Origin of the sequence: Maribacter sp. HS (assembly GCF_048059195.1) — a bacterium.
Classification (GTDB): Bacteria; Bacteroidota; Bacteroidia; order Flavobacteriales; family Flavobacteriaceae; genus Maribacter; species Maribacter dokdonensis.
Genome location: NZ_JAYLVV010000010.1, coordinates 72,246 through 96,703, shown reverse-complemented (window position 1 = coordinate 96,703; position 24,458 = coordinate 72,246). Strand labels below are relative to the sequence as shown.

Below are 24,458 nucleotides of genomic sequence, written 5' to 3'. Positions count from 1 at the left end.
TAATGGGTAAAGGCAAAACGCTACATAAGATAAACGTACTTGCTATATTATCCTTTTTTGCCATTACGGCAATTACTTTTTTCAAAAGTGCGTTAGAATTAGAAGACGCGGAGCAGGCTTATTATTCTCAGTGGTTACGTTGGGGTTATGATGATCAACCACCCCTTTATACGTGGTTACAGTATGGTTTTAATACTGTTTTTGGTGTGGGCAAATTGGCATTCTCTTTACTTAGGGCTGTATTGTTTGCAGGAACATTGCTATTACTTTATAGATTTTCAGGATTACGTATTAAGGAGGCGGATACATCTAAATTGGCTGTTCTGGCATTGGTTTTAATACCCGTATATATAGATTTTACTTTTCGTAGACTCTCGCATACAAGTTTACTTTGTTTATGTGTAGTTGCCTCTTATTATAGTATACAGCTATTGTTAGCGCGTAAATCTATTTTAAATTATCTTTTGCTTGGATTGGTTTTAGGTGTAGGTATAATGTCTAAATACAATTATATATTCTTTCTGGTGACTTTTGCCGTGGTTGTTTTGTGGGATAAAGAATTGAGAGCTATCGTTTTCAACCCAAAAATACTATTGTCGGTTCTAGTTTCCGTTCTATTGGTTGGTCCTCATGTGTATTGGTTATTGGGTCCAGATGAATATCAATCTTTTTTAACCTCTAGTATAGAAGAAAAAATAGGAAAAGAACAAGCTAAATCGGGTTTTTCAATGCTACCCTTTATGATCTATTTAAAAGGCTTGTTTGTTTTGATGTTTCCTGTTATCGCTATAATCAGTATAGGCTACTTCTCTAAAAATTTAAGTTTTAATAAGCTTGGAATCAATTGGTTTTTTAAAATGTTAATTACGCAATTACTGGTATTGGGTTTGTTTTTTCTCATTTTTCAAAGTCAGAAAGTTGAGACCAGATGGTTGCTACCACTTTTTATTCCTTTTGTAGTTCTACTGCTGGAAATTGTTGATTTAAAGAATAGTAAGAAATTAGTTACTGTTGGGTACTGGGTTTTTATATTGGTTATAGGTATACAAACCATAAGAACACCAATAGAAAAGGTGATGAAAATACCTTCATCTGTACATTTTGGTTTTGAGCCGGTTGCCAGTAAGTTGAGCAAGAATTATAATACTTATCATTGGGTGCTACCTAATGTTACTTATGCCGGTAATGTGCGCTTACTACATCCAGAACGAACCATACTTTCTGCAGATGATTATTCGTTAACCGCATTGGAATTGCAGCATGAGGGGGAAGTTGAAATAACGATCGGCCCATCTGTAGAAAAACAGACCACACCTGTAGATAGTCTCATTGGTTTTGGGCAAGAAAAAGAAAATCTATATTTCTATATCAATTAAGGAACTAAGAATTCTCCGTTCCAAATGTCATCGGTCTTTGTAAAAAGAGCCCTAATATGGTTAGGTCTTTTAAGTTTTAGATATTCAATTTTAGTTGGAAAAATATCGATTATGGTGAAATGGTTTTTGTCTTCTACATATTCCACATGGTCAGGATTCTTAATTGCTGTGCCCGGGCTAGTTTCTGTGATGTAATCTTTTCTGCTATTGGGCTGAATATTTTGCCAAGTTGATTTTAATCTCTCGGTATTTGTTACTATTTCAGCAATACCTTCTACTTTTAACTGCATCATTTTATCAGGATGGTACAAAAGCAAGCTAACTTGATTATTTACATGAATATGATTTATTTTTTGGGTTCGGCTATCGGTATAAATAGTTAAACGTAAATTTTCGGTCACCTCACGAAGTACTACGGTACGCAGTCTTGCAATAGATTCTTTGCCGGTAGTTGCCATTGTAATGAACCTAAATGGGTGCCCTCTTTCAATTACACTTTTCTTGATCTCAATACTTAACTCTTCAAAAAATGAACCTGTCATTGTGGTAATTTATTTAATAGTAAAAATAATTGAAAAATAGGGTAGGGTAATGGTTTAGTTAGTTGTTATAAAGATAATAGCTATGAAAAAGAAATTGAAAAGGTTCAATTTTTAGCTTTTGGTTTAATTTGGTTTTTGATTTATTTAAAAGCTCGGGGTGGTTTCCGAGCTTTTTTTTGGATTCTTTGTAAGGTATTAAAAATACGTGCGACCAATGTGCAGAATACTGATTGCTATGAAAAAGAAATTTTAAAGTATTCGGTTTGATAATTGGTTGATTAAAAAGCCCGGGTGATTACCGGGCTTTTATATGTTATATATTTAAATGATTGATAAGAGAAGTAAATTGCTCTTAACCAGATCGGTAAAAAGGATCGATCAAAGCAAGACTATCATTTAACTTTATATTCTAAACGCATAGTTATTGATGCGGTCTTATTTTTAGAAGAGGTGTTATAGGCACCGCCCCAACTATAGTCTTCTCCAGAGTTTTGACCGGTAATTTGAAAAACGCCCATATTGGCAGAAACCAGGTCACCTAAATTACTACCTGCATTTTCGGCAATTTTCTCTGCACGTATTCTGGCATCCTCTGTTGCTTTGGAAATCATCTCAATTTTAAGGTCTGCCAATTTTGTATAATAGTACCTTGGGGGCAATGAGTTAAACTGAACACCTTTATTTAAAAGTTCGGTAATTTCTCTAGAAACACCTTCTATTAAAGCTACATCTTCAGATTCTATTTTTAAAGTTTGTACAAGTTGGTATCCTTTAAAAATATTGCCAACGTAATTTCCATTTTCATATTGGTTGTCTCGCATTTCTGTAGTTTGAACACTATTAAAAATAATGCTTTTAGTATCAATGCCCTTAGATGTTAAATATTCTCGAACAATTTCCTTGTCTTGGTTTAATTGGTCGAAAGCTGTTTTTAAAACAGTGCTATTGGTAGAAAATTGACCTTCCCATACAATGAGGTCAGAGGTGAAATTTTCATTGCCCAAGCCTGTAACCGATATCATTTGGGGCGGGTTTGCCCTTTGTATATAAGCGTTGCCTAAAAAATATGCAGCAATGACAATTGCCGCTCCAAAAATAATTGCACTAATGTGTTTCATGAAAAATATTTAAATCGAGTCTAAATATATTAAAAGATACTTTTCAAGAACGGTCAATTTGCTATTTTTGCCCATGCAAAATAAAGTCCTAATACTAGATTTTGGTTCTCAGTACACCCAATTGATTGGAAGACGCGTACGTGAACTAAACATTTTCTCCGAGATTAAACCTTATAATAAATTACCAAAAGACCTTTCTGAGTATAAAGCGGTAATACTTTCTGGATCGCCCTTATCGGTTAGGGGTGAAGATGCCGTTCACCCAGATCTGTCTGAAATTAGAGGTAAAAAACCATTGTTGGGCGTTTGTTATGGCGCGCAGTATTTGGCACACTTTAATGGTGGTAGTGTAGAAAAATCGAATACACGGGAATATGGTCGTGCAAACCTTAGCTTTGTTAAGGAGAACGAACCATTTTTTGATAAAGTAGATGCAGGTAGCCAAGTGTGGATGAGCCACGCCGATACCATTAAGCATTTACCTGAAAATACAACTCTTTTGGCAAGTACGCATGATGTTGAAAATGCCGCTTTCAAATTTGAAGGCGAAGAAACATATGCTATTCAGTTTCACCCAGAAGTGTATCATTCAACAGATGGAAAACAGGTGCTGGAAAACTTTTTAGTGCATATTGCCGGGATGGAACAGACTTGGACGCCAGATGCCTTTGTTGATAAAACAGTAGCTGAATTAAAGGCGAAAATAGGCGATGAAAAAGTAATCTTAGGACTATCCGGTGGTGTAGATTCTTCTGTTGCAGCTGTTTTATTACATAAGGCAATAGGTAAAAACCTGCACTGTATATTTGTAAATAACGGACTTTTAAGAAAGAACGAGTTTACCGATGTACTTAAGCAGTATGAGGGAATGGGCTTAAATGTAAAAGGTGTAGATGCTTCGGCACGCTTTTTGGGTGATTTAACAGGAGAAAGCGATCCAGAAACTAAGAGAAAAACAATAGGTAGGGTTTTTATTGAGGTTTTTGATGATGAATCTCATTTGGTAGAAAACGCAAAGTGGTTGGCGCAAGGTACTATTTATCCAGATGTTATAGAATCGGTTTCGGCAACTGGCGGACCTTCACAAACAATAAAGAGTCATCACAATGTAGGTGGTTTGCCAGATTTTATGAAATTAAAAGTGGTAGAACCTTTAAAGATGTTATTTAAGGATGAGGTAAGAAGAGTAGGTGCTAGCTTGGGCATAGATAAAGCTTTGTTAGGTAGGCATCCTTTTCCAGGTCCTGGTCTGGCAATTCGTATTCTTGGAGATATCACTCCAGAAAAAGTGGCTATTTTGCAAGAGGTGGATGCTATCTTTATTGACGGATTAAAAAAATGGGGACTATACGATAAGGTATGGCAAGCCGGTGCTATGTTATTGCCCGTTAACAGCGTAGGTGTAATGGGAGATGAACGTACCTATGAAAAATGCGTGGCACTTAGGGCCGTGGAAAGTACAGATGGTATGACCGCCGATTGGGTGAACTTACCTTATGAATTTCTACAAAAAACATCAAATGATATCATTAATAAAGTCCCTGGCGTTAATCGTGTCGTATATGATATAAGTTCTAAACCGCCAGCGACAATTGAATGGGAATAGTATGAAATATATATTTAATCAAATTTACATTATTTGGGCATTTTGCGTATTGGTCTCTTGCACTGCAATGGCTCAGAAATTTAATACACATGAGGTTAAAAGAGGAGAGACCTTAGAAAGTATTTCTAAATTATATGGGGTTTCTACTGAAAGTATTTTGCAGTACAATAAAGAGATAAAAACCGGTCAGGATTTAAGACCTAATACTATATTGGTAGTACCAAGTGCAAAAGTTGCGAATAAGCCGGCAAACACTCCTAATAAAAATAGTACAGAGATTGCACAAGATGCAGAAAATTTTAGAGAGCCAATAGGTTATACAGAGCACCGTGTTAAGAAAAGGGAAACCATTTTTGGCATTACCCAAATGTATAATATTACCGAGGATGAATTAAAAAAATATAATCCGGTTTTATATGCCTCGCCCCTTCAGAAAAAGATGGATCTGCGTATTCCTAAATATGCCGCTCCAAAAGTTGAAGATGTGGGTATTAACGATGAAGATTTTGAAAAATACATTGTTGCCGCAAAGGAAACCAGATGGAGTATAGCGCATAAATATGGCATTACCATAGATAGCATGTTGGTTTTAAATCCTGGGCTATCAAAGTCGGACAATTATTTATCTGAAGGTTATGAATTGGTTATGCCTAAAATAGCCGGTAGTACGGTAAAGAATCAGGTAACCCAATTATACACCTCTTATACGGTACCTGCAAAGATGAATTTTTATCGTTTAGAGAAAGAATTTGGAGTAAAATCAGATGAAATAGTACGCCTTAATCCAGAAATTACAGAACGTGGTGGGTTAAAAGAGGGTATGGTTATTCGTATACCTGAACAAAAGGTAGAAACTGGTGATATTAACACGGACAACTATATTTTTTATGAGGTTAAACCAAAGCAAAACGAGTTTAGGCTGACTAGAAAATTTGACATGACCTGGGCAGAGCTAACCCAATTGAACCCTGATTTAAAAGATGGCTTAAAGGCAGGCATGGTACTTAAATTGCCAAAAGATAAAGTAGGTGATTTTGAAGTGAAGAATGCTCTGGTATTGGATAAAGTGAATTTATTGGATAGCATTAATATTGCCGTAAAGCCAAAAGTACTGTTCATGTTGCCATTTAGATTGGACAAGGTGAATTTGGCGGATAAGGAAAGCGCTGAAAAAACAATTGATTCTAGAAGAGATATGACCGTTAGTTTAGGTCTGTATTCCGGTGCATTGGTAGCCATAGATTCGTTAAAGTCTTTAGGAGTATCAATAGATGTGAAAACGGTTGATAATCAATTGGATTTAGGTAAGACAAAACAACTATTGCAAGCAGAACAATTAGGTGGTTATAGTGCGGTTTTTGGTCCTTTGGACAATCCTTCATTAAAAGAGACCGCAGTTCAAGCTTCTAGATATAACGTTCCGGTATTGGCGCCGGTAACGGCAAAAAGCGATTTAAGTTTGGAAAATGTGTTCTACTCTTATACGGATGAAGAGGTATTGTGGAAACATATGTTAGACTATGTGGAAAAAAATCATACAGATGAAACACTTTTGATTATAGCAGATGAAGATAATAAAAAGGAAAAAGACGCTATTATAGAAAGATTTCCATCTGCAAAAGTGGTAGTCGTAAAAGAAGAGGAGAAAAATATTGGTATTAACAGAGATAAACTACAGACCCTGCTATCTGATCAAGTACCTAATTGGGTTTTTGTAGAATCTGATAATTATAAGTTGATTTCAAGTATAGTCTCCATATTAAATTCATTTAATAATACTGCCTTTGATCCTTTGGTGGGTAAAGATAAAGTTAGTGTTCGTATGTTTACAACAGACATGAACTCTGCGTTTGAAAATGATGTGATTTCCAATACACATTTATCAAATTTAAAGTTCACTTACCCTTCGGTGAATAAAGAGGTTGCCAATAGTTCTTTTGTAGATAGGTATAGAAAACGCTTTGGTGATGATCCCAATAAATATGCGGTAAGAGGTTTTGATCTTACCTATGATTTGTTGTTGAAATTAGCTTATAAAAACAACTTGTTGGAAGCTTCTAGATTCATAGGTGAAACAGAATACAATGGTAATAAGTTCAATTACCAAAGAAAAGGTGTTGCGGGCTATTATAATCAATCGTCATATATAATGATGATGGATGATTTAAGAATTAAAACATTAGAATAAAATGACATCAAAAGTAACGTATAACGGTGGTCTTAGAACTGAATGTGTTCATTTAAAGTCCAACAATTCTTTTGTGACCGATGCTCCCGTTGATAACAATGGTTTAGGAGAGGCATTTTCACCAACTGATACCGTAGCTACGGGCTTGGCAAGCTGTATGTTGACCATGATGGGTATTAAGGCAAACGGGTTAGAGGTAGACTTGAAAGGGACTACGGCATCCGTAACTAAGCACATGGCGGCCTCACCTAGAAGAATTTCTAAAATAGAGGTTGAAGTTCATTTGCCGGAACAAGTTTCTGAAAAGGATAGAAAGATATTGGTGCATACAGCAAATACATGCCCGGTACATTACAGTTTACACCCGGATATTGAAAAAGTAATCACCTATTATTGGGATTTGTAAAAAGAACATATCATATTTTTTGGCTTTTGATCGTTTTGTGCATTGCTTCTGTTCAAGGTCAAGAGGAAGTTGAATGGTCACCGGAGTTTAGGTTTACTTGGAAAGATTTTAAAGGCAAGGTTCCGTCCGGTAGTGGTGCAGCAGCTACTACGGCCAGTGGAATTAGTTATGATTTTTCTACATTTTATGAAAACGGGGAAATGCAGGTGGACTTTAATGTATACGCATATTTTTACCCCACAAAATCTTGGTATAAACCAGAAATATGTAATGATGTAACATTATTGCATGAGCAGTTGCATTTTGATATTACGGAGCTATACGCACGTAAATTAAGGGTAAAGTTGGCAAATGCCACTTTCACCGATAATGTTAAGGAAGAGGTTCGTAAATTGTATAGGTCAACCATTAGGCAGTTGAACGATTTTCAGAATAAGTATGACGCAGAGACCAATTACTCCAGAAATTTGCCTGTTCAAGAAAGATGGGTGAAAGAAATAGGGGAGGCACTTGACCATTAGAGATCAGTATAAATTAAAAAGCACCTTTATATTCAAGGTGCTTTTTATTTTTTGGATATGAGTGGTTTTATATGTCGCAAATAGTGACACCTTGCTTTAAGGCATCTAATTTATTTTCCCAACTAGGTACAAACTCTTGTGCAACATGACCCTTATAACCTGTTTTCAAAATAGCTTTCATGACTGCAGGATAGAAAATTTCTTGGGTTTCATCTATTTCATGTCTGCCAGGGTTACCTCCTGTATGGTAATGACCATAATATTGATGGTAGTTTTCAATATTTCTTATAATATCGCCCTCCATTATTTGCATATGGTAAATATCATATAGAAGTTTAAAATGTTCAGATCCAATAGCCTCACAAAGAGAAACGCCCCATTCGGAATTGTCGCACATATAATCTTTGTGGTTTACTTTACTGTTCAATAATTCCATTTGAAGAACAACACCATGTTTTTCTGCCAAAGGCATTAACCTCTTTAATCCAGTTGCACAATTGCGCAAACCTACAAGGTCGTCCATTCCGTTTCTGTTACCGCTAAAACAAATTAAGTTGGTGTAGCCAGCTTCAGCAACAAGGGGAATTACGCGTTCGTAATCGGCAATAAGTTCATCGTGTAAAGAAAGGTCGTTAAAACCTTTTTCAATACCCATACCTGCTCCCCAGCACATAGATGCATGAATATTGTATTTTTTTAGAAGAGGAAATTCTTCTGGCCCAACTAGATCGATCGATCTAATGTCAAGTTCCACTAAGCTTTTAAGAAAATCTTCAAAAGGAATACTGCCGTAACACCAATAACAAACACTATGGTTTATATTGTATTTTAATTTAGCCTTAATGTCAGGTTTGGTGTTGTTTGCCATTGCGGCAGATGTAGTTAAGAAACCAACAGAGGCGGCCGCTGAGGTTCCAATAAAATTTCTTCTTTTCATGTTGTTTTGAGATGTTGATTTTTTAAAGATAATTTTTTTACATTTAATAATGGAAATAATTCCCGATAAGGAAAAATTAATAGAGCTGGCACATTATAGGATGCCATTTGGTAAATATAAGGGCAGGTACTTGGTAGATTTACCAGAACCCTATTTGGTGTGGTTTCAACAAAATGGGTTTCCTGATGGTAAATTGGGAGATTTGTTGCGATCTATGCTAGAAATCAAAACAAACAGCTTAGAATCGGTAATTCGAAAAATACAAAAACATTTTCCTAAGGAAACCCGTTAAGTTCTATCCTCAATTTGTAACTTTGTCTCCCGTAACATAGAATTCGATACATGGCACAAACCAAATACATCTTCGTTACGGGAGGCGTTACTTCTTCGTTAGGAAAGGGCATTATTGCTGCATCTTTGGCGAAATTACTGCAATCTCGCGGATACAAGACTACAATTCAAAAACTAGATCCTTACATTAATGTAGATCCAGGAACCTTAAACCCTTATGAGCATGGCGAGTGTTATGTAACTGATGATGGTGCGGAGACCGACTTGGATTTGGGTCACTACGAGCGTTTCTTAAACGTACGTACCTCACAGGCAAACAATGTTACTACAGGTAGAATTTACCAAAGCGTAATTGAAAAAGAACGTAGAGGAGAATTTTTAGGTAAGACCGTACAGGTAGTTCCGCATATAACCAATGAGATAAAAGAACGTGTGCAGTTGCTAGGCAATAGTGGCGATTACGATATTGTAATTACAGAAATTGGTGGTACTGTAGGTGATATAGAATCGTTACCATACATAGAAGCGGTTAGACAGTTACTTTGGGAGTTGGGTGATGATAATGCCATAGTAATACATTTAACCTTGGTACCTTTTTTATCTGCAGCTGGCGAGTTAAAGACAAAGCCAACACAGCACTCTGTTAAGACTTTAATGGAAAGCGGTATTAAAGCCGATATTTTGGTATGTAGAACAGAACATGAGATTTCTAATGAAATAAAGGATAAGTTAGCACTTTTCTGCAATGTCAAGCGCGAAGCGGTAATACAAAGTATTGATGCATCTACAATTTATGATGTGCCTTTGTTAATGCAAGAAGAAGGTTTAGATACCGTAACATTGCAGAAGTTGGCATTGCCAAATACCGTAGAGCCGGATCTTACCCGTTGGAATGAATTTTTGGTAAGGCATAAAAACCCTAAGAACGAGGTTACTATTGGTTTGGTTGGTAAGTATGTTGAGTTACAAGATTCTTATAAATCAATTTTAGAGGCATTTATACACGCTGGAGCATCAAATGAGGTTAAGGTGAATGTAAAATCGGTTCATTCTGAATATATAACCGAAGATAATTACAAAAACAAGCTAAAAGGATTAGATGCTATTTTAGTAGCACCTGGTTTTGGTGAGCGAGGTATAGAAGGTAAGGTAAAGGCTGTTGAATTTGCTCGCGTAATGCAAATACCGTTTTTAGGTATTTGTTTAGGTATGCAAATGGCGGTCATAGAATATGCACGCAATGTTTTAAAACTTGCCGATGCAAATTCAACCGAGATGGATGAGAACACTCCTGATCCGGTTATTAGTATTATGGAAGAGCAAAAAACTGTAACCGATAAAGGAGGTACAATGCGTTTAGGTGCTTGGGATTGTGATTTAAAAGACGGGAGCTTAGTGAAGAAAATGTATGAAGGTGCTTCTCAAATATCTGAACGTCACCGTCATAGATATGAATTTAATAATGCATATTTAGAGCAATTGGAAAATGCCGGACTTTTAGCAACTGGTTTTAACAAGGAGACCAATTTGGTTGAAATTGTGGAGTTAAAAGATCATCCATGGTTTATAGGTGTGCAATATCACCCAGAATACAAAAGTACGGTTGCCAATCCGCATCCATTATTTGTAGGTTTGGTAAAGGCAGCTTTAGACCATAAAAAGGCACAAAGTAATGCCACATTGGCATAAACTTCATATTTGGGCATATATTTGCAATCTTAAAAAATTCAAAATAGACCCAATTAATTAGAAACACCACATGGAAGAAAAGAAATTTGATGTACAATCCATCATAGGCTTTGTGCTTATTTTTGGAATACTCATCTTCATGTTTTACCAAAACAGACCTACTCCTGAAGAGTTGGCGGCAGAAAAGGCAAAACAAGAGCAAGTAGAAGCTGCGAAGGCATCGGAAAATTTAGAAACAGAGACTGTAAGTAACAATGAACTACAGTTAGATTTACAAGATTCTACAGCAGTTGCCAATTACCAAGGTAAATTAGGTGCATTTGGGTTTACAAAACCATCTAATGATATTACCACCTTGGAGAATGATGTTCTTTTGTTGAAAATCAGTAATAAAGGTGGGCAGATCGTAGAGGCGAAAATGAAACAGTACGTTACTTATGATTCTGTACCGGTTTATTTGGTAAAAGATGGTAACGCTTCTTTCGCATTAGATTTCTCTACATCTGACAACAGGGTGTTGAATACGGCAGATTTGTATTTTGAGCCATCAATGTCAAATGATAATGGCAATCAAGTTTTGTCGTTGAAAGCAAAGACTTCAAACAATCAATATTTGGAGTATAGGTATGTCATGAAACCAAATGATTATTTGGTTGATTTTATGATTAAATCCAAAGGATTGGATAACGTCATTAGTACAAGTAAACCTGTAACGTTAGATTGGAAGTTAAAAGGTATTCGTCACTCAAAAAGTATTCAATATGAAAATAGGTATACGCGTTTAACCTATAATCATGAAGATGGTAAAATTAGCAAGTTATCTGAAGGAAGTGATGATGAGGAAACCGAAGAGGATATAAAATGGATTTCTTACCGTCAACACTTTTTCTCAAGTATATTAGCAGCAGATGTACCATTTAAAAATGGAGATTTGACTTCGGTTAACTTGGTAGAGGAAGAAAGTAGAACCTTTGGTTTTACAAAAGAATATGCATCTGCGTTACCTGTGGACTTGGAAGGCGGAGAAATTTCTAAAGATTTACATTGGTATTTTGGTCCAACAGATGTAGATACCCTTTCAAAGTATGAAGATTTGGGTCTAGATGATTCCATTCCTTTTGGGTGGGGTATTTTCGGTATGATCAATCGTTATGTGTTTACACCATTCTACGGTCTTTTAAGCACGTATTTTCCTTATGGTATAGCAATTGTGATCATGACGATATTGGTACGTTTGGCAATGTCGCCTGTAACATATAAATCCTACTTGTCACAAGCAAAAATGAAGGTGTTGAAACCTGAAATTACTGAGCTTGGCGAGAAATACAAGGATAATGCCATGAAAAAGCAACAAGAAACCATGAAGCTTTATGGTAAGGCAGGGGTAAGCCCCATGAGCGGTTGTATACCAGCGGTTATTCAAATGCCGATATTCTATGCACTTTTCATGTTTTTCCCAACATCGTTCGCATTACGTCAAAAATCATTTTTATGGGCAGATGACCTTTCTTCTTTTGATACTATTTATCAATTCCCAGAAGGATTCTCCATTCCATTTTACGGTGATCACGTGAGTCTGTTTCCTATTTTGGCATCTATAGCTATTTTCTTTTATATGATGATGACTACAGGACAGAATATGCCAACTCAACCAGGTATGCCTAACATGAAATTTATCATGTACTTAATGCCATTTATGATGTTGTTTTTCTTTAACAACTATGCAAGTGGATTGAGTTTGTACTACTTCGTTTCTAACTTGATTACTATTGGTATTATGCTGGTCATTAAGAATTTTATACTTGATAATGACAAAATTCATGCCCAGATACAGGAGAATAAGAAGAAACCTAAAAAGGAAAACAAATTCCAAAAGAAAATGCGCGAGATGATGGAACAAGCAGAAGCGCAAAAGAAGAACTAATTTTAATGTTCTATATAAAATGAAAAGCCCTTTCAAATTTGAAAGGGCTTTTGCCATTAAATAGAGTTGGTTTGGTAAGATTTGGGATGGTAAAGATGTAATTAAATTTAAGTTCAATAAAAAGTTAGTTGTAAAGGGTGGCTTATTGTATGTTAAAATAGTCTGTACTGATGTTAGTCATTTTATGGCATAAAAAAACCTTCCTATATAGGAAGGTTTTTAAATTTGGTGAATAGCGCTAGCTTATTACAATGCATCTATCGCTGCTTGTGGTAAAAGGACCTTGTTAATAACGTGTACAACACCGTTGCTAGCTTCAACATCGGCAATAATAACTGATGCATTATCCTCGCTTGCATCCTCTACATGAACGGTACCATCTTTAATGTTAATACCTACATTTTCACCTTGTACGGTTGCAATAGTTTGGCCGTCACTTAAATCCGTAGAAAAAGCAGCTGTTCCAGAAACTACGTGAAAAGTTAAAATAGTAGTCAATAATTCTTTTTCGGCTTCGGTATCAAAATCAGCAATACTATTATAATTTTCACCTAAAGCATCCAATAAGGCTACAAAGGCATCATTAGTTGGTGCAAAAACGGTAAATGGACCGTCACCACTTAAGGTTTCTACCAAACCAGCATCTGCTTGCACCAGAGCATCAACCAATAAGCTTAGGTCGTCTGTAGCTACTGCAGTATCAACAATGGTTTTCAATTGTAAGCTCATAACAAAGTCTATTGCCGCTTGTGGTAATAATACTTTATCAATAGTATGTGCAACACCGTTAGATGCCATAATATCTACTGCGGTAATATTTGCGTTGGTATCGGAAGCATCACCGATCACGAATGTATCCCCAGAAGAAATTATTTCAACGCTGTTGTTTTCAAACGCCGTTGCAACCTGTCCTGCAGCTAAATCTGTAGATTTTACTTCAGCGGCAATAACGTGAAATAATAAAATATTTTTTAATAAGTCAATTTCTTCATCTGTGTCAAAATCATCAATGCTATTATAATCGTCGCCTAAAACCTCTAACAATGCTACAAAGGCATCATCTGTAGGTGCAAATACGGTAAATGGTCCATCAGAACTCAAAGTAGCGGCTAAATCAGCCTTAATTACCGCTGCCTCTAAAAGGGATAAAGGTTCGGTAGCTATAACAATATCTACCAATGTTCCATTTTCTTCAGGCATTTCCTCTCCGTTCAATGCATCTATAATTGCTTGTGGTAATAATACTTTATCAATAACGTGAACCACTCCGTTACTGGCCTCTACATCTGCAATAACTACTTTAGCATCAATTTCAGTGGCGTCATCGATGAAAACATCACCATCAATATTAATGGTTAAATCTTCACCTTGTACTGTAGTCACCATCATACCGTTAGATAAATCAGAAGAACTAGCTGCAACACCTGCAACTACATGGTACGTTAATATTGAAGTTAAGATCGCTCTCTCTTCGTCCGTATCAAAATCTGCCAAAGTATCAAAATCATCTAATTGGTTCAATAGTTCGGTAAAGGCATCATTAGTTGGTGCAAAAACGGTAAATGGACCGTCGCCGCTTAATGTGCCTACTAAATCAGTGCCCTCTGAGTTGTCAGCAGTTGTAAGGGCAGAAACTAATGAGGTAAGCGCATCTTCCGCCTGAGCTGTCTCTACAATGTTCATTTCGTTTGGTGTCATAGGTGTTACACCGTCATCATCATCACTACATGACCATGTAACTATGGAAATGGTGAGTACTAGTAAAAAATTTCGTAATCGTAACATTTTTTTCATAACTGTGTTTTTAAGGATTGTTCAATTGAATATGTAAGATGTTTAACATTAATGGCTATAAAATACATATATGGTAGTAAAACATCTACAATGCTAAAAATACGATAGTTACATTTTGTTTAAACAATTTTTAAAAAAGTTTAACAAAATATTTTTAACTCAATAAAATTAGCTGTTAGTACGTAGTTGATCTGAGCTCTTCTTTTTATTAAGATTGTAGGCAGTGAATAAAGAGTATGTGTATTTTTAAATAAATAGACTTTGAATTGAAATTTTGTAATTTTGTTGCGACCAAGATGAAGAGATGAAAAAAGTAGTAATAGGACTTTCTGGAGGAGTAGATTCAAGCGTGGCGGCATACCTTTTAAAAGAGCAAGGTTATGACGTTATTGGCCTGTTTATGAAGAATTGGCATGATGATTCGGTGACGATATCAGAAGAATGTCCGTGGTTAGAAGATAGTAACGATGCCTTGATCGTTGCAGAGAAGTTGGGTATTCCATTTCAAACGGTTGATTTAAGTGCTGAATATAAAGAACGTATAGTTGACTACATGTTCAGGGAATATGAAATGGGGAGAACCCCAAACCCTGATGTGTTATGTAATAGGGAGATCAAATTTGATGTCTTTATGAAAATAGCGATGCAGCTTGGGGCAGATTATGTAGCTACGGGTCATTACTGTAGAAAAGGCACTATCAAAAATACAGACGGTACGGAAACCTATCAGTTATTGGCAGGGAAAGATGGTAATAAAGATCAGTCTTACTTTTTATGTCAATTATCGCAAGAGCAATTATCTAAAACCTTATTTCCAATAGGGGAGTTGACCAAGCCACAGGTGAGGGAAATTGCCGGAAAAATGAATTTGATCACCGCTGATAAAAAAGATTCTCAGGGTTTATGTTTTATTGGTAAAGTAAGATTGCCTGAATTTTTACAGCAACAATTAAAACCTAAGACCGGTAAAATTGTTGAGGTTCCTGCCGGGTTAGATGCTTATGCACAAATAGCGCCAAGTTTTGATGATAAAGAATCAGAGTTAGCCTACTATGCGGAGAAACCGGTATATCATTTAAATGATGGTAAAGTAGTAGGTGAGCACCAAGGGGCACATTATTTTACCAAAGGGCAACGTAAAGGCTTGCATGTTGGTGGAACAAAAGAGCCTTTATTCGTAATCGATACTGATGTTAATGAGAATATCATTTATACAGGTCAAGGTAAGGCACACCCAGGTTTGTATAGAAGAACTTTGTTTGTAAAGGATGAAGAAATACATTGGGTTCGTGAAGATTTGGCTTTGAAAATGGATGAGAAGTTAGAGGTGAAAGCACGTATAAGATACCGACAAGAACTACAGGAAGCTACCATATATAAAGTAGAAGGTGGTATGTACGTAGATTTTAAGGAAATGCAATCTGCCATTACCGAAGGTCAGTTCGTAGCCTGGTATTTAGAAGATGACCTTATAGGATCTGGGGTTATTTCTTAAATTTATATGGGGTTATAGGAGGATTAATAATAATCAAAACTGTAACATATTATTCCATAGTAGGTATTAGGGAGAATAAATGCTTGCGTTGAAAATTATAGTAACTATTCAATATAATTCTTTGGGGTTTTCCAGGGAAATTTACCTAGCTCATGCAAAATAGAATTTCTGAACTTTTCAAAATAGAATTTCCAATAATTCAAGGAGGTATGATTTGGACCAGCGGATGGCGATTAGCCAGTGCGGTGTCCAATGCTGGTGGTTTGGGAGTTATTGGTGCCGGTAGTATGTATCCAGGTGTTTTACGCGAGCATATTCAAAAATGTAAAAAAGCGACTTCAAAACCTTTTGGAGTGAATATACCGATGTTATATCCTGATATTGATAAATTGATGGATATTATTGTTGAGGAAAACGTCAAGATAGTATTTACATCCGCGGGAAACCCAAAAACGTGGACACGCTTTTTAAAAGAAAAAGGCATCACGGTTGTACATGTGGTCAGTAGTTTAAAGTTTGCTTTAAAGGCACAGGATGCGGGAGTAGATGCCATTGTAGCAGAAGGTTTTGAGGCAGGTGGACATAATGGTCGTGATGAAACAACAACTATGGTTTTAATTCCGGCGGTTAAAGAGAAAATTCATATTCCCCTAATAGCCGCTGGTGGTATAGCAACTGGGAAAGGAATGTTAGCGGCAATGGTCTTAGGTGCAGATGCTGTGCAGGTTGGTAGTAGGTTTGTGGCAAGTGAAGAAGCATCTAACCATATGAACTTTAAAGAAGTTGTGGTTAAAGCCAAAGAAGGCGATACCCATTTGACGTTAAAGGAGCTTGCCCCTGTTAGACTAGTAAAGAACAAGTTCTATAATGATGTACAAAAAGCCTATGCTACAGGAGCAAATATTGAAGAACTAAAAACCCTTTTAGGAAGGGGGCGTGCCAAAAAAGGTATGTTCTTAGGCGATTTAGAAGATGGTGAGCTAGAGATTGGTCAGGTATCGGCTTTAATACATGACATAAAACCAGCTGATGAAATTGTTAAAGCGCTGATGAAAGAGTATAATGAGAGGAAAGCAGAACTTTCCTCTCTATAGATTAAACTTCTTTATCTTCCCCTTCGATCACCCGCTTTTTGTTTCTCAAAGATCCAAGGTATTCAATAAGATCACGAAGTTCTCTTCTTGAAATCATTCTACCCATTGCAGGCATTGCAGACATGGAATTCTCTCTACTGGCAATTCTCATTAAAGGGACTCTTAAAGGCTCCGCTTCAGAAGTTCTTAGTAGTAATTCTTTGTCATTTTCCTCAATAAGAACACCCTTTACTTTTTGTCCGTCTTTCAACGTAATGGTTACGGTGCCATAGCCCGGTGCCAAACGTATACTAGGTTCTATAAGCGCTTCTAGCAATTGTTGTCTGTTCAGGATATTGCCAATATTGTCCAATTTTGGTCCAACCTCTCCACCAGAGCCATTTACTGAGTGGCAACGTACACATTGTGCCGTGGGATTATTGTTGAATACCGATCTACCGGCCCACCAATTTCCACCATATAGCGTTTCTTGAAAAGAATCGGCAGAATATCCAGCCTCCTTAAGTTTGTCTAATTGAGCTATTAATTTTGGGTTTTCGGTTGCGTTTACAGATTCCATTAAATCTAATAATATACCCTGTTTAAGTTGGTCTTTACTGGCTTTATTAATTAGGCTAGATAGTAATGCATTACTATTCTCTACAGGTAGGTCACCTAAAACATTTAACATTCTCTGTTGTTCAGATATAGAGCCTCTTTTAAAAATAGGGTCTACAATGCTAGGAAGTTTTTCTTTAGGTATATTTAATTGCGCCAAAAGACCTACGGCTGCTGTTCTTACTTCTTCATTGCTGTCTTTCATACCAATGGACATGGCAGTTTCCATTTGTTCGAATTTTAATTGCCCTAAAGTGTTCAATACTGTAGCACGTACCTCTGCAGATTTGTTCGATTTAAAGATAGCGTATAACTCATTGTTATAATCGGTAATACCCACTGCACTCAATGTCTTTGAAATACCGATTAAAATTTCAGGTTGGCGTTCATTTAAAAATGAAGGGATATCTTTTCTAATCTTCTCTTCTAGTTGACCGTTTTGCCTAATTATTTCTCCTCTATATCTACCATCTACACGGTCTAAGAGAGAAGGATTGTTCCAAGTTCCCAAGGCGGCAAGAGCCTCGCCACGTAAATCACTAGAAACACTTTTTCGCTTTGCAAAATTGATAAGGAAATCTAGTTGTTCATCACCACCAACGCGTAAAGCTGCATTGATCGCTCTTCTTAATAATGGTTCTGAGGTGAATTTCTCATTATTAAGGGTAGCCGCCAATGCCGGCAATGCAGCCTCTATAGAAAGATCGTCGTTTATGGCACGAGCGGCTTCTGTTACTATATATTCATCTTCGTCAGATAAGAATATTGAAATTTTAGGGTCTTGTAATTTTCTCAAGACAAGAACTGCTGCAATACGCAAACTTCTGTTCTCGTTATTGGCAAGCGCTACAATTGGTTCTGCTTTCCCTATTCTTGCAAGAGCCAAAACGGCAGCATGTCTTAGGTAAAGATCTTGATCATTATTTGCTTCGATCATTGCCAAAATTGGTTCAATGGCGTTTTCATGTTTCAACCTCCCTAATGCTTGGGCAGCATAGAACTTAACCCGATCGTTCTGGTGGGTGGTCAATGCTATTAAACTATCGGCAGCTTTCCCGTACCTTACATCACCAAGAACTTTTGCACTTTGCGCAACAATTTCAGCATCTTCGTCACTTAATAGATTTAATAAAGGTTCGGCATCATCAACATCTTTTGACGCTATTTGTCCAATACCCCATATGGCGTGAATACGTGCAAATTGGTTTTCTTCTTCAGTTAAAGCCTTTTCTAAAGCTCTGTATCCCCAAAAAGTTCTTTTTGCAAGTTCAAATTGTGCTTTTTGCCGAATTCTCATATCATCATATGAGAGTAGTTTTATAAGATTATCAGTTTTGTCATCTTCATAATTATGGGTCATTAACCGTTGTGTTTCTAACCTTTCTTGTTCAAGATCATTGGTTTGGTCCGTAACGTCTAATTTCCATACTCTTCCGTAATTTTTGGTTCCCCAACCATTAACCCAATCGGCAAGGTATAATGCGCCATCTGGACCAAAATCAATACCTGTAGGCAATACTCCGGATAAGATAGATTCTTCACTCTTCAGTTCAAAAGAGGCACCTTTCGGTTTTAGATCAAAAGACCAAATATGTGATCTGCTGGGGTCACCTACAAATTCTACTAAGAAAAATTTGTCCATCCACTTTTTGCCCAAAGCGGTGCCAGGGTTATATCTCATTCCGGTAGGTCCGTTATGAAAATTCTGAATAGGAGGTATGATATACGCGGCTTGATCATCCCAACGTGGGGTAAAGAGTTTTTCTTCCATCCAAACGTTATAACCATTGTTCTTTGGGTCCGTATATTTTCCATACTGCCAATTGGCTCTCCACCCAGCATCTGAACCTTCTACGATATGAACCAGGCGTTCACTTTCTCCCTTATGGTCACCGTCGTTGTCGGAAGAAATAATATTTCCGTAGGCATCAAAAACAAACTCATGTGTATTGCGCAGACCGTGAGCAAAAACCTCAAAATTGCTACCATCTGGGTTACTTCTTACAATTACCCCTTCATTTGGGTACTTATGGTTTTCGCCCTCAACGGTAGTTATATTTGCACCAATATCACCAATGCCCCAATATATTTTACCATCTGGACCTTCTATGGCACCAGACATACCGTGACCGCTAAATCCTATATGTACGGCAAAGCCTTCTGCAATACTCGTTTTTTCGTCTAAAATTTTATCGTCATTAGTATCTGTTAAACGATACATACCTGGACCAATACCAACAAAAACATCGTTATCACGTACTAAGAGTGCGCCTGCCACATCATTGATTTCATCGCTAAAATCGTTCATGATCTGGGTAGAAATATCTGCAATACCATCATTATCGGTATCTTGTAACATCCAAATTTCATCTTGTTCAACGGCAAGATCTTGCCAGTCATGAATGCTATCATTATTAAGGTCAGGTAACCATTCATTTTCTTTACTAAGTTCAGGAGCAAAAGTTTTATGAAGAAAAGCTCTTCTATCTTCTACAGATTCTAGGGAGATGGATTCTGTCATCCAATCTCTATGTCCGCGAATATCAAATTCTGAGTTTTTGGCTCTGTTAGTACGTGTAATGTATACATTGCCTTCATTGTCAATATCAAGTGCAATGGGGTCTGGAGCTAAGGAATCTGAAGCCCAAAGACTTAGTTCTAGTCCGTCTGCAACTTCAGCAGTAATGGTTTCTCGAGCTAATTTAGCCATTTCAATAAGCTCGGTACTATCTTGTTGAATGGTTAACGGAATTTCAACAGGCTTTTTATTGATGCATGAAATAGAAAAAAATAATAGGAAGATTACCCCCAAAAGGAATTTTTTAAAGAATGTCATTGTTGTTTGGTTGAATTGAAACTTAAATGTAGCGAATAATGGAGATAATCAAGAAAGAAATTAAATAGTTGTTAAGTTATTAACCATATATGATATAGATTTATCAATTTGAAATATAAACGACATTTAAATTAATGTGGTGAAACTGTAACTAAAAGTTCTGCTATATTTGATTACTTATTAAACTAACAATGATATGAATACTATTAAAACAGCTGTATTTGTTTTTCTGATGGCAATCGGTTTAACATGTGCACAAGCGCAAGAAGGTCATCCTTTAGAGGGAAAATGGAATTTGACAATTGATCAAGAAGGAGAGAAGCTACCATCGTGGTTAGAAATTAGGCACTCGGGTACCAATACATTGATCGGAAGATTTACATATGCTTTTGGTAGTGCAAGACCTGTAGCCGAAATAGAAAAGCACGGAGAATTATTTTCTTTTGAAATACCTCCACAATGGGAACCAGGAGCTGCCAATATGGAATTTGAAGGAAAAATAGTAGGAGAAGGGCTAGAAGGAACCATGATATATGCAGATGGTAAAACATATAATTGGACAGCAACAAAATCGCCAAAATTACCATACTATGAAAATGCAAAAGAAGGGAAGACCATAAAACTTTTTAATGGAAAGAACTTAAATGGTTGGATGATGAAACCGGGCAATCAATGGGCGGTGTTAGATGGTATATTGACCAGTGCAAAACCTGGAGTCAATTTAGTCTCGGAAGAAAAATTCAAGGATTTTAAATTGCATGCAGAATTTAGATATCCTGAAAATAGTAATAGCGGACTTTATTTAAGAGGGCGTTATGAAGTGCAAATTGCTGATAACATTGGGTTGGAACCATCTTCAATTTATTTTGGTGGAATCTACGGATTGTTGACCCCAAACGAAAATGCCGCTAAGAAAGCGGGCGAGTGGCAAACCTACGATATTACATTGATAGGTAGAAGAGTAACCATAGTTGCCAACGGAAAAACTATTATCTCTAATCAGAATATAGACGCTATGACAGGTGGAGCTTTAGATAATAATGAATCAGAGGCCGGACCTATAATGATTCAAGGCGATCACGGGCCTGTAGAATTTAGAAAACTAGAAATTACGCCATTGAGCAAAGGTTAACTTAAGGTATAAGGATAAAAGCCTCTATTTTAGAGGCTTTTTTTATGCTTTTTTATTGAGCGTAGTTATTAAAGCAAGCGATTTCTCTTCCTCATCTTTGTGAACAAACACCTCAATAAGTTCGGGCAAAGGACTGCCAAAACCCGCTAACCTAGCAGATTCGGTTTCGTCTTTGATTACGGCCTTGATATTGTTGTCTTCTAAAGTTAGTTTTATACGTTGCGCTTCTATTTTATTACCGCCAAATACTTTTATATAGTCTGTGTCCATTTGTTTTTTTTTAATTTAAAAGAATTGTTTTTCCGCTTTTAGCACTCTTGATGGCAGATTCAAGAATTTCCATAGTTATCATATTGTTTTCTAAAGAGTATACATTGTACGGTTCTAATTGAAGTGTGCCATTAATAACTGCAGCAAAAACGGCGAAAGGGTCATTGTAAGGCTCTTCTCGCTCTCCCAAAAGAAATGTTTCTTCGGTATAATCGCTATAGCCCTTAGAAAGTCTTATTCTTAATTGGGTAGGATTGTCAGAGTAGATAGCACCTTTAGTGCCATAAAGTTCCATATCTTTTCTGCCAATTGGCCAGTTCCAAGAAGGTTCTAAAATGGCCATTTCATTCTCATAAGTTAATATAATAGTTGCATCGTCATCAACATTCGGGTTGTTTTCTTTTTGTAGTTGCTGAGTTACGGCAGTAATGCTTTTTGGTCTTTTACCCTTAGTAATCCATGTCATTAAATTGGCGCCATAGCAACCAAAATCTGTTATAGCACCGCCACCGTTTAAATTGGGGTCCGTTAACCATTCTAAAAATTCACTTGAGACGCCAATGTTTTTAGGTCCCTTATGCCCATCTCTAATAATTACTTTTCTTAATTCACCAATTTCTCCTTGTTGGTATAGGTCAATAGCTTTGACATTGGTTTTGTACCATGAAGTTTCATAATTGGTCAATACCCGAATATTATATGTGTCTGCGAGTCTTTTAATTTCCTTCGCATCATCATAGGTAGTTGCCAATGGTTTTTCTACCATAACATGAATTCCTTTTGGGGCACATGCTTTCACTACTTTTAAATGATCTTTAATGTTGCCAAAAGCTGCAACTGCATCAGGGTTGACCATGTTGATCATTTCATCCATGGTACTGAAAACGATATCCATAGAGAAACCAAATTCTTTTGAAAGTTTTATGGCCAGTTCTTGATTGGGTTCTACAATTCCAACCATGTTCATATCCGGTTGCTGGCCTCTGCCAAGAATCCATCCAACGTGACCATGGGTTAGTCCTGCTACTCCTAATTTTAACGGAGGTTCTTGAGCACTGACCAAGGTCGTTATAATCAAGGTTAAAACTAGAAGTGTATTTTTAAAATTAAAGTTAGTTGACATTATCAATTAATTCATGTGTTGGCTTTTGTTCCAATAAATTTGTACTTATAGTAAAGTAAAATGTACTGCCTTTGTTTTCTTCGGAAGTCACCCATATTTTACCTAAATGATGATCTACAATTTTCTTACTCCCATAAAGCCCAATACCTGAGCCTTCAAATTTAGATTGGTTGTGTAATTTGTGAAAGGCATTAAATATTTTTTCTGACTGTTCACTTGGAATTCCTATACCGTTATCTGCAACGCTGAACAAATAATCATTCTCTCTTTTCTCAGATGTAATGGTGATTATTGGATGCTGAGCAGATGATTTAAATTTTAAAGCGTTGTGAATTAAATTCTGAAATAACATTCTAATGTCGCTTGGTCTGGCAATAAGGGTTGGTAATTCATTAAATTTAATTGTAGCCTTGGTTTCTTTAATTTTTTCAGAAAGGTCATCAAGAACAGATTGCAATATTACAGTAACGTTTACAGATTCCATACCGCTTGAGTTTCCAATCTCAGCATATTTTAAGAGACCTTCTACTAAGTTTGTAAGTCTGGTAGAACTGCCTTGCAAATGTTTAAGATAACTACTGAAATTAGCATAACTAGAAATGGCGTGTTGTTTTTCCAATTCGCTGGCAATAACATTTATGTTGTTCAATGGTCCTTTAAGGTCATGGGTAACTATAAAGGTAAATTCTTCTATATGGGTATTTTTAAGTTTTAATTCATTGTTCAATACCTCTAGTTTTTTATTCTGGTTCTTTAAGTTGTCTTGTGCCTTTTTTAAGTTGAGTTCACTTTCTTTTAAAGCTTCAATATGATTTTCCAAATCTGTAGTATAAGCCCTAGTTTTATTTTGATCGTACATTCTAAAGGTTAGTGATAGCCAACCTAAACTCGCTAAAAATGCAAACACTTCATCAAAAGGAACGTCTATGGTGCCAAGTATTGGACCATACATAGTAACATAAATAGTAGGCAGTATAAACGCAAGTACATCAAAAAAAATGATGATGTTTCTTAACCTAGGATTTTTACGATACCCGATAAACGCTAGAAAACCCATGGTAGCAAAGGCGACTCCTTGTCCAAAATAGCCACCAATTAGGAGTATAAGCGACATAAAAACCAATGGAGGCAAAAGTGTCATGTATAACCTAGTTGCTTGTCGGTAATCTAATCGATTTAAGATAAAACCAATGCCAAATACCACGGCAACAATAAGAGCGAGAATTTGTTCTATATACGAATGAAAAATTAAGGTGTACATAAAAACCAAAAAAGTAAAAATAGCGGATATGATGGTAATTAAACCAAATTCGTCGGTAATGTCCCTGCTTTTAGTTTTATGAGTTTTTGATGTCGTATTTAACTGTGACAATTGATTTAAATTTTAATGTAGTCAATTTGAGTTCTAAACAAATAAACAAGAGCGTTAATGTTTGACCGGTATCAAATTAAAAGTAATTGTTATACATATATTCGTTAATAATGAAATAGAAACATAACTCAAACAGGGGAAGTTGTA

19 protein-coding genes are annotated in these 24,458 nt (G+C 36.4%); 11 read left to right on the top strand and 8 right to left on the bottom strand.

From position 1 onward, the window contains the following. The first annotated feature begins 2 nt into the window (after window positions 1–2). A complete protein-coding gene (locus VBZ51_RS18040; RefSeq protein WP_416577841.1) occupies window positions 3–1,376 on the top strand; it encodes an ArnT family glycosyltransferase in 1,374 nt (457 codons plus the stop codon). Here VBZ51_RS18040 and VBZ51_RS18035 read toward each other — a convergent pair. Together VBZ51_RS18035 and VBZ51_RS18030 are read right to left on the bottom strand one after the other, a co-directional pair. Continuing rightward, the gene (locus tag VBZ51_RS18035) at window positions 1,373–1,918 is read right to left on the bottom strand and encodes a pyridoxamine 5'-phosphate oxidase family protein (protein ID WP_416577840.1); all 546 of its coding nucleotides are present in this window, start codon (window positions 1,916–1,918) and stop codon (window positions 1,373–1,375) included. The genes VBZ51_RS18040 and VBZ51_RS18035 overlap by 4 nt on opposite strands. 392 nt (window positions 1,919–2,310) lie before the next feature. Further along, a complete protein-coding gene (locus tag VBZ51_RS18030; protein ID WP_058105709.1) occupies window positions 2,311–3,036 on the bottom strand; it encodes an SIMPL domain-containing protein in 726 nt (241 codons plus the stop codon). Window positions 3,037–3,109: 73 nt separating this feature from the next. Here VBZ51_RS18030 and guaA point away from each other — a divergent pair, with 73 nt between their 5' ends. From guaA to VBZ51_RS18010, 4 genes are read left to right on the top strand one after another with little or no spacing between them, the layout of a single operon-like run. Then, the gene (guaA, locus tag VBZ51_RS18025) at window positions 3,110–4,642 is read left to right on the top strand and encodes a glutamine-hydrolyzing GMP synthase (protein ID WP_416577839.1); all 1,533 of its coding nucleotides are present in this window, start codon (window positions 3,110–3,112) and stop codon (window positions 4,640–4,642) included. 1 nt (window position 4,643) lies between these two features. Continuing rightward, window positions 4,644–6,830, top strand: a complete 2,187-nt coding sequence (locus VBZ51_RS18020) for a LysM peptidoglycan-binding domain-containing protein (RefSeq protein ID WP_416577838.1) — start codon at window positions 4,644–4,646, stop codon at window positions 6,828–6,830. 1 nt (window position 6,831) lies between these two features. Beyond that, the gene (locus VBZ51_RS18015; RefSeq protein WP_058105712.1) at window positions 6,832–7,236 is read left to right on the top strand and encodes an OsmC family protein; all 405 of its coding nucleotides are present in this window, start codon (window positions 6,832–6,834) and stop codon (window positions 7,234–7,236) included. Next, complete coding sequence (locus VBZ51_RS18010; protein ID WP_244745198.1) at window positions 7,224–7,757, top strand: DUF922 domain-containing protein; 534 nt, start codon at window positions 7,224–7,226, stop codon at window positions 7,755–7,757. Before VBZ51_RS18015 ends, VBZ51_RS18010 begins: the two co-directional genes overlap by 13 nt. A 67-nt stretch (window positions 7,758–7,824) precedes the next feature. On the opposite strand, the gene VBZ51_RS18005 is transcribed toward VBZ51_RS18010, so the two are convergent. Beyond that, window positions 7,825–8,694 (bottom strand): hydroxypyruvate isomerase family protein, encoded by an 870-nt coding sequence (locus VBZ51_RS18005; protein WP_286813482.1) that lies wholly within the window; start codon window positions 8,692–8,694, stop codon window positions 7,825–7,827. Window positions 8,695–8,743: 49 nt separating this feature from the next. Here VBZ51_RS18005 and VBZ51_RS18000 point away from each other — a divergent pair, with 49 nt between their 5' ends. The 3 genes from VBZ51_RS18000 to yidC all read left to right on the top strand — a co-directional run bounded on the left by VBZ51_RS18000 (window position 8,744) and on the right by yidC (window position 12,598). Further along, entirely contained in the window at window positions 8,744–8,986 is a 243-nt protein-coding gene (locus tag VBZ51_RS18000) for a DUF3820 family protein (RefSeq protein WP_416577837.1), read from the top strand. Window positions 8,987–9,036: 50 nt separating this feature from the next. Next, window positions 9,037–10,674, top strand: coding sequence for a CTP synthase (locus VBZ51_RS17995; RefSeq protein ID WP_071340009.1), 1,638 nt, complete (start codon window positions 9,037–9,039; stop codon window positions 10,672–10,674). Window positions 10,675–10,744: 70 nt separating this feature from the next. After that, window positions 10,745–12,598, top strand: coding sequence for a membrane protein insertase YidC (gene yidC, locus VBZ51_RS17990; RefSeq protein ID WP_416577836.1), 1,854 nt, complete (start codon window positions 10,745–10,747; stop codon window positions 12,596–12,598). A gap of 246 nt (window positions 12,599–12,844) precedes the next feature. Here yidC and VBZ51_RS17985 read toward each other — a convergent pair whose 3' ends face one another. Continuing rightward, a complete protein-coding gene (locus VBZ51_RS17985; RefSeq protein WP_416577835.1) occupies window positions 12,845–14,392 on the bottom strand; it encodes a fasciclin domain-containing protein in 1,548 nt (515 codons plus the stop codon). Between the two features lie 304 nt (window positions 14,393–14,696). On the opposite strand from VBZ51_RS17985, the gene mnmA reads away from it, so the two are divergent. Beyond that, window positions 14,697–15,887, top strand: coding sequence for a tRNA 2-thiouridine(34) synthase MnmA (gene mnmA / locus VBZ51_RS17980; protein WP_416577834.1), 1,191 nt, complete (start codon window positions 14,697–14,699; stop codon window positions 15,885–15,887). A gap of 152 nt (window positions 15,888–16,039) precedes the next feature. Then, window positions 16,040–16,981, top strand: coding sequence for an NAD(P)H-dependent flavin oxidoreductase (locus tag VBZ51_RS17975; protein WP_416577833.1), 942 nt, complete (start codon window positions 16,040–16,042; stop codon window positions 16,979–16,981). A 1-nt stretch (window position 16,982) separates the two neighbouring features. Here the strand turns inward: VBZ51_RS17975 and VBZ51_RS17970 are convergent, their stop codons facing one another. Then, a complete protein-coding gene (locus VBZ51_RS17970) occupies window positions 16,983–20,414 on the bottom strand; it encodes a HEAT repeat domain-containing protein (RefSeq protein WP_416577832.1) in 3,432 nt (1,143 codons plus the stop codon). A 196-nt stretch (window positions 20,415–20,610) separates the two neighbouring features. Here VBZ51_RS17970 and VBZ51_RS17965 point away from each other — a divergent pair, with 196 nt between their 5' ends. Then, complete coding sequence (locus tag VBZ51_RS17965; RefSeq protein WP_416577831.1) at window positions 20,611–21,546, top strand: 3-keto-disaccharide hydrolase; 936 nt, start codon at window positions 20,611–20,613, stop codon at window positions 21,544–21,546. A gap of 42 nt (window positions 21,547–21,588) precedes the next feature. On the opposite strand, the gene VBZ51_RS17960 is transcribed toward VBZ51_RS17965, so the two are convergent. From VBZ51_RS17960 to VBZ51_RS17950, 3 genes are read right to left on the bottom strand one after another with little or no spacing between them, the layout of a single operon-like run. Then, the gene (locus VBZ51_RS17960) at window positions 21,589–21,816 is read right to left on the bottom strand and encodes a putative signal transducing protein (protein ID WP_099192539.1); all 228 of its coding nucleotides are present in this window, start codon (window positions 21,814–21,816) and stop codon (window positions 21,589–21,591) included. A gap of 10 nt (window positions 21,817–21,826) precedes the next feature. Continuing rightward, window positions 21,827–22,939 (bottom strand): Gfo/Idh/MocA family protein, encoded by a 1,113-nt coding sequence (locus VBZ51_RS17955; RefSeq protein WP_416577830.1) that lies wholly within the window; start codon window positions 22,937–22,939, stop codon window positions 21,827–21,829. Then, window positions 22,929–24,311 (bottom strand): sensor histidine kinase, encoded by a 1,383-nt coding sequence (locus tag VBZ51_RS17950; protein ID WP_416577829.1) that lies wholly within the window; start codon window positions 24,309–24,311, stop codon window positions 22,929–22,931. Before VBZ51_RS17950 ends, VBZ51_RS17955 begins: the two co-directional genes overlap by 11 nt. Window positions 24,312–24,458 lie beyond the last annotated feature (147 nt).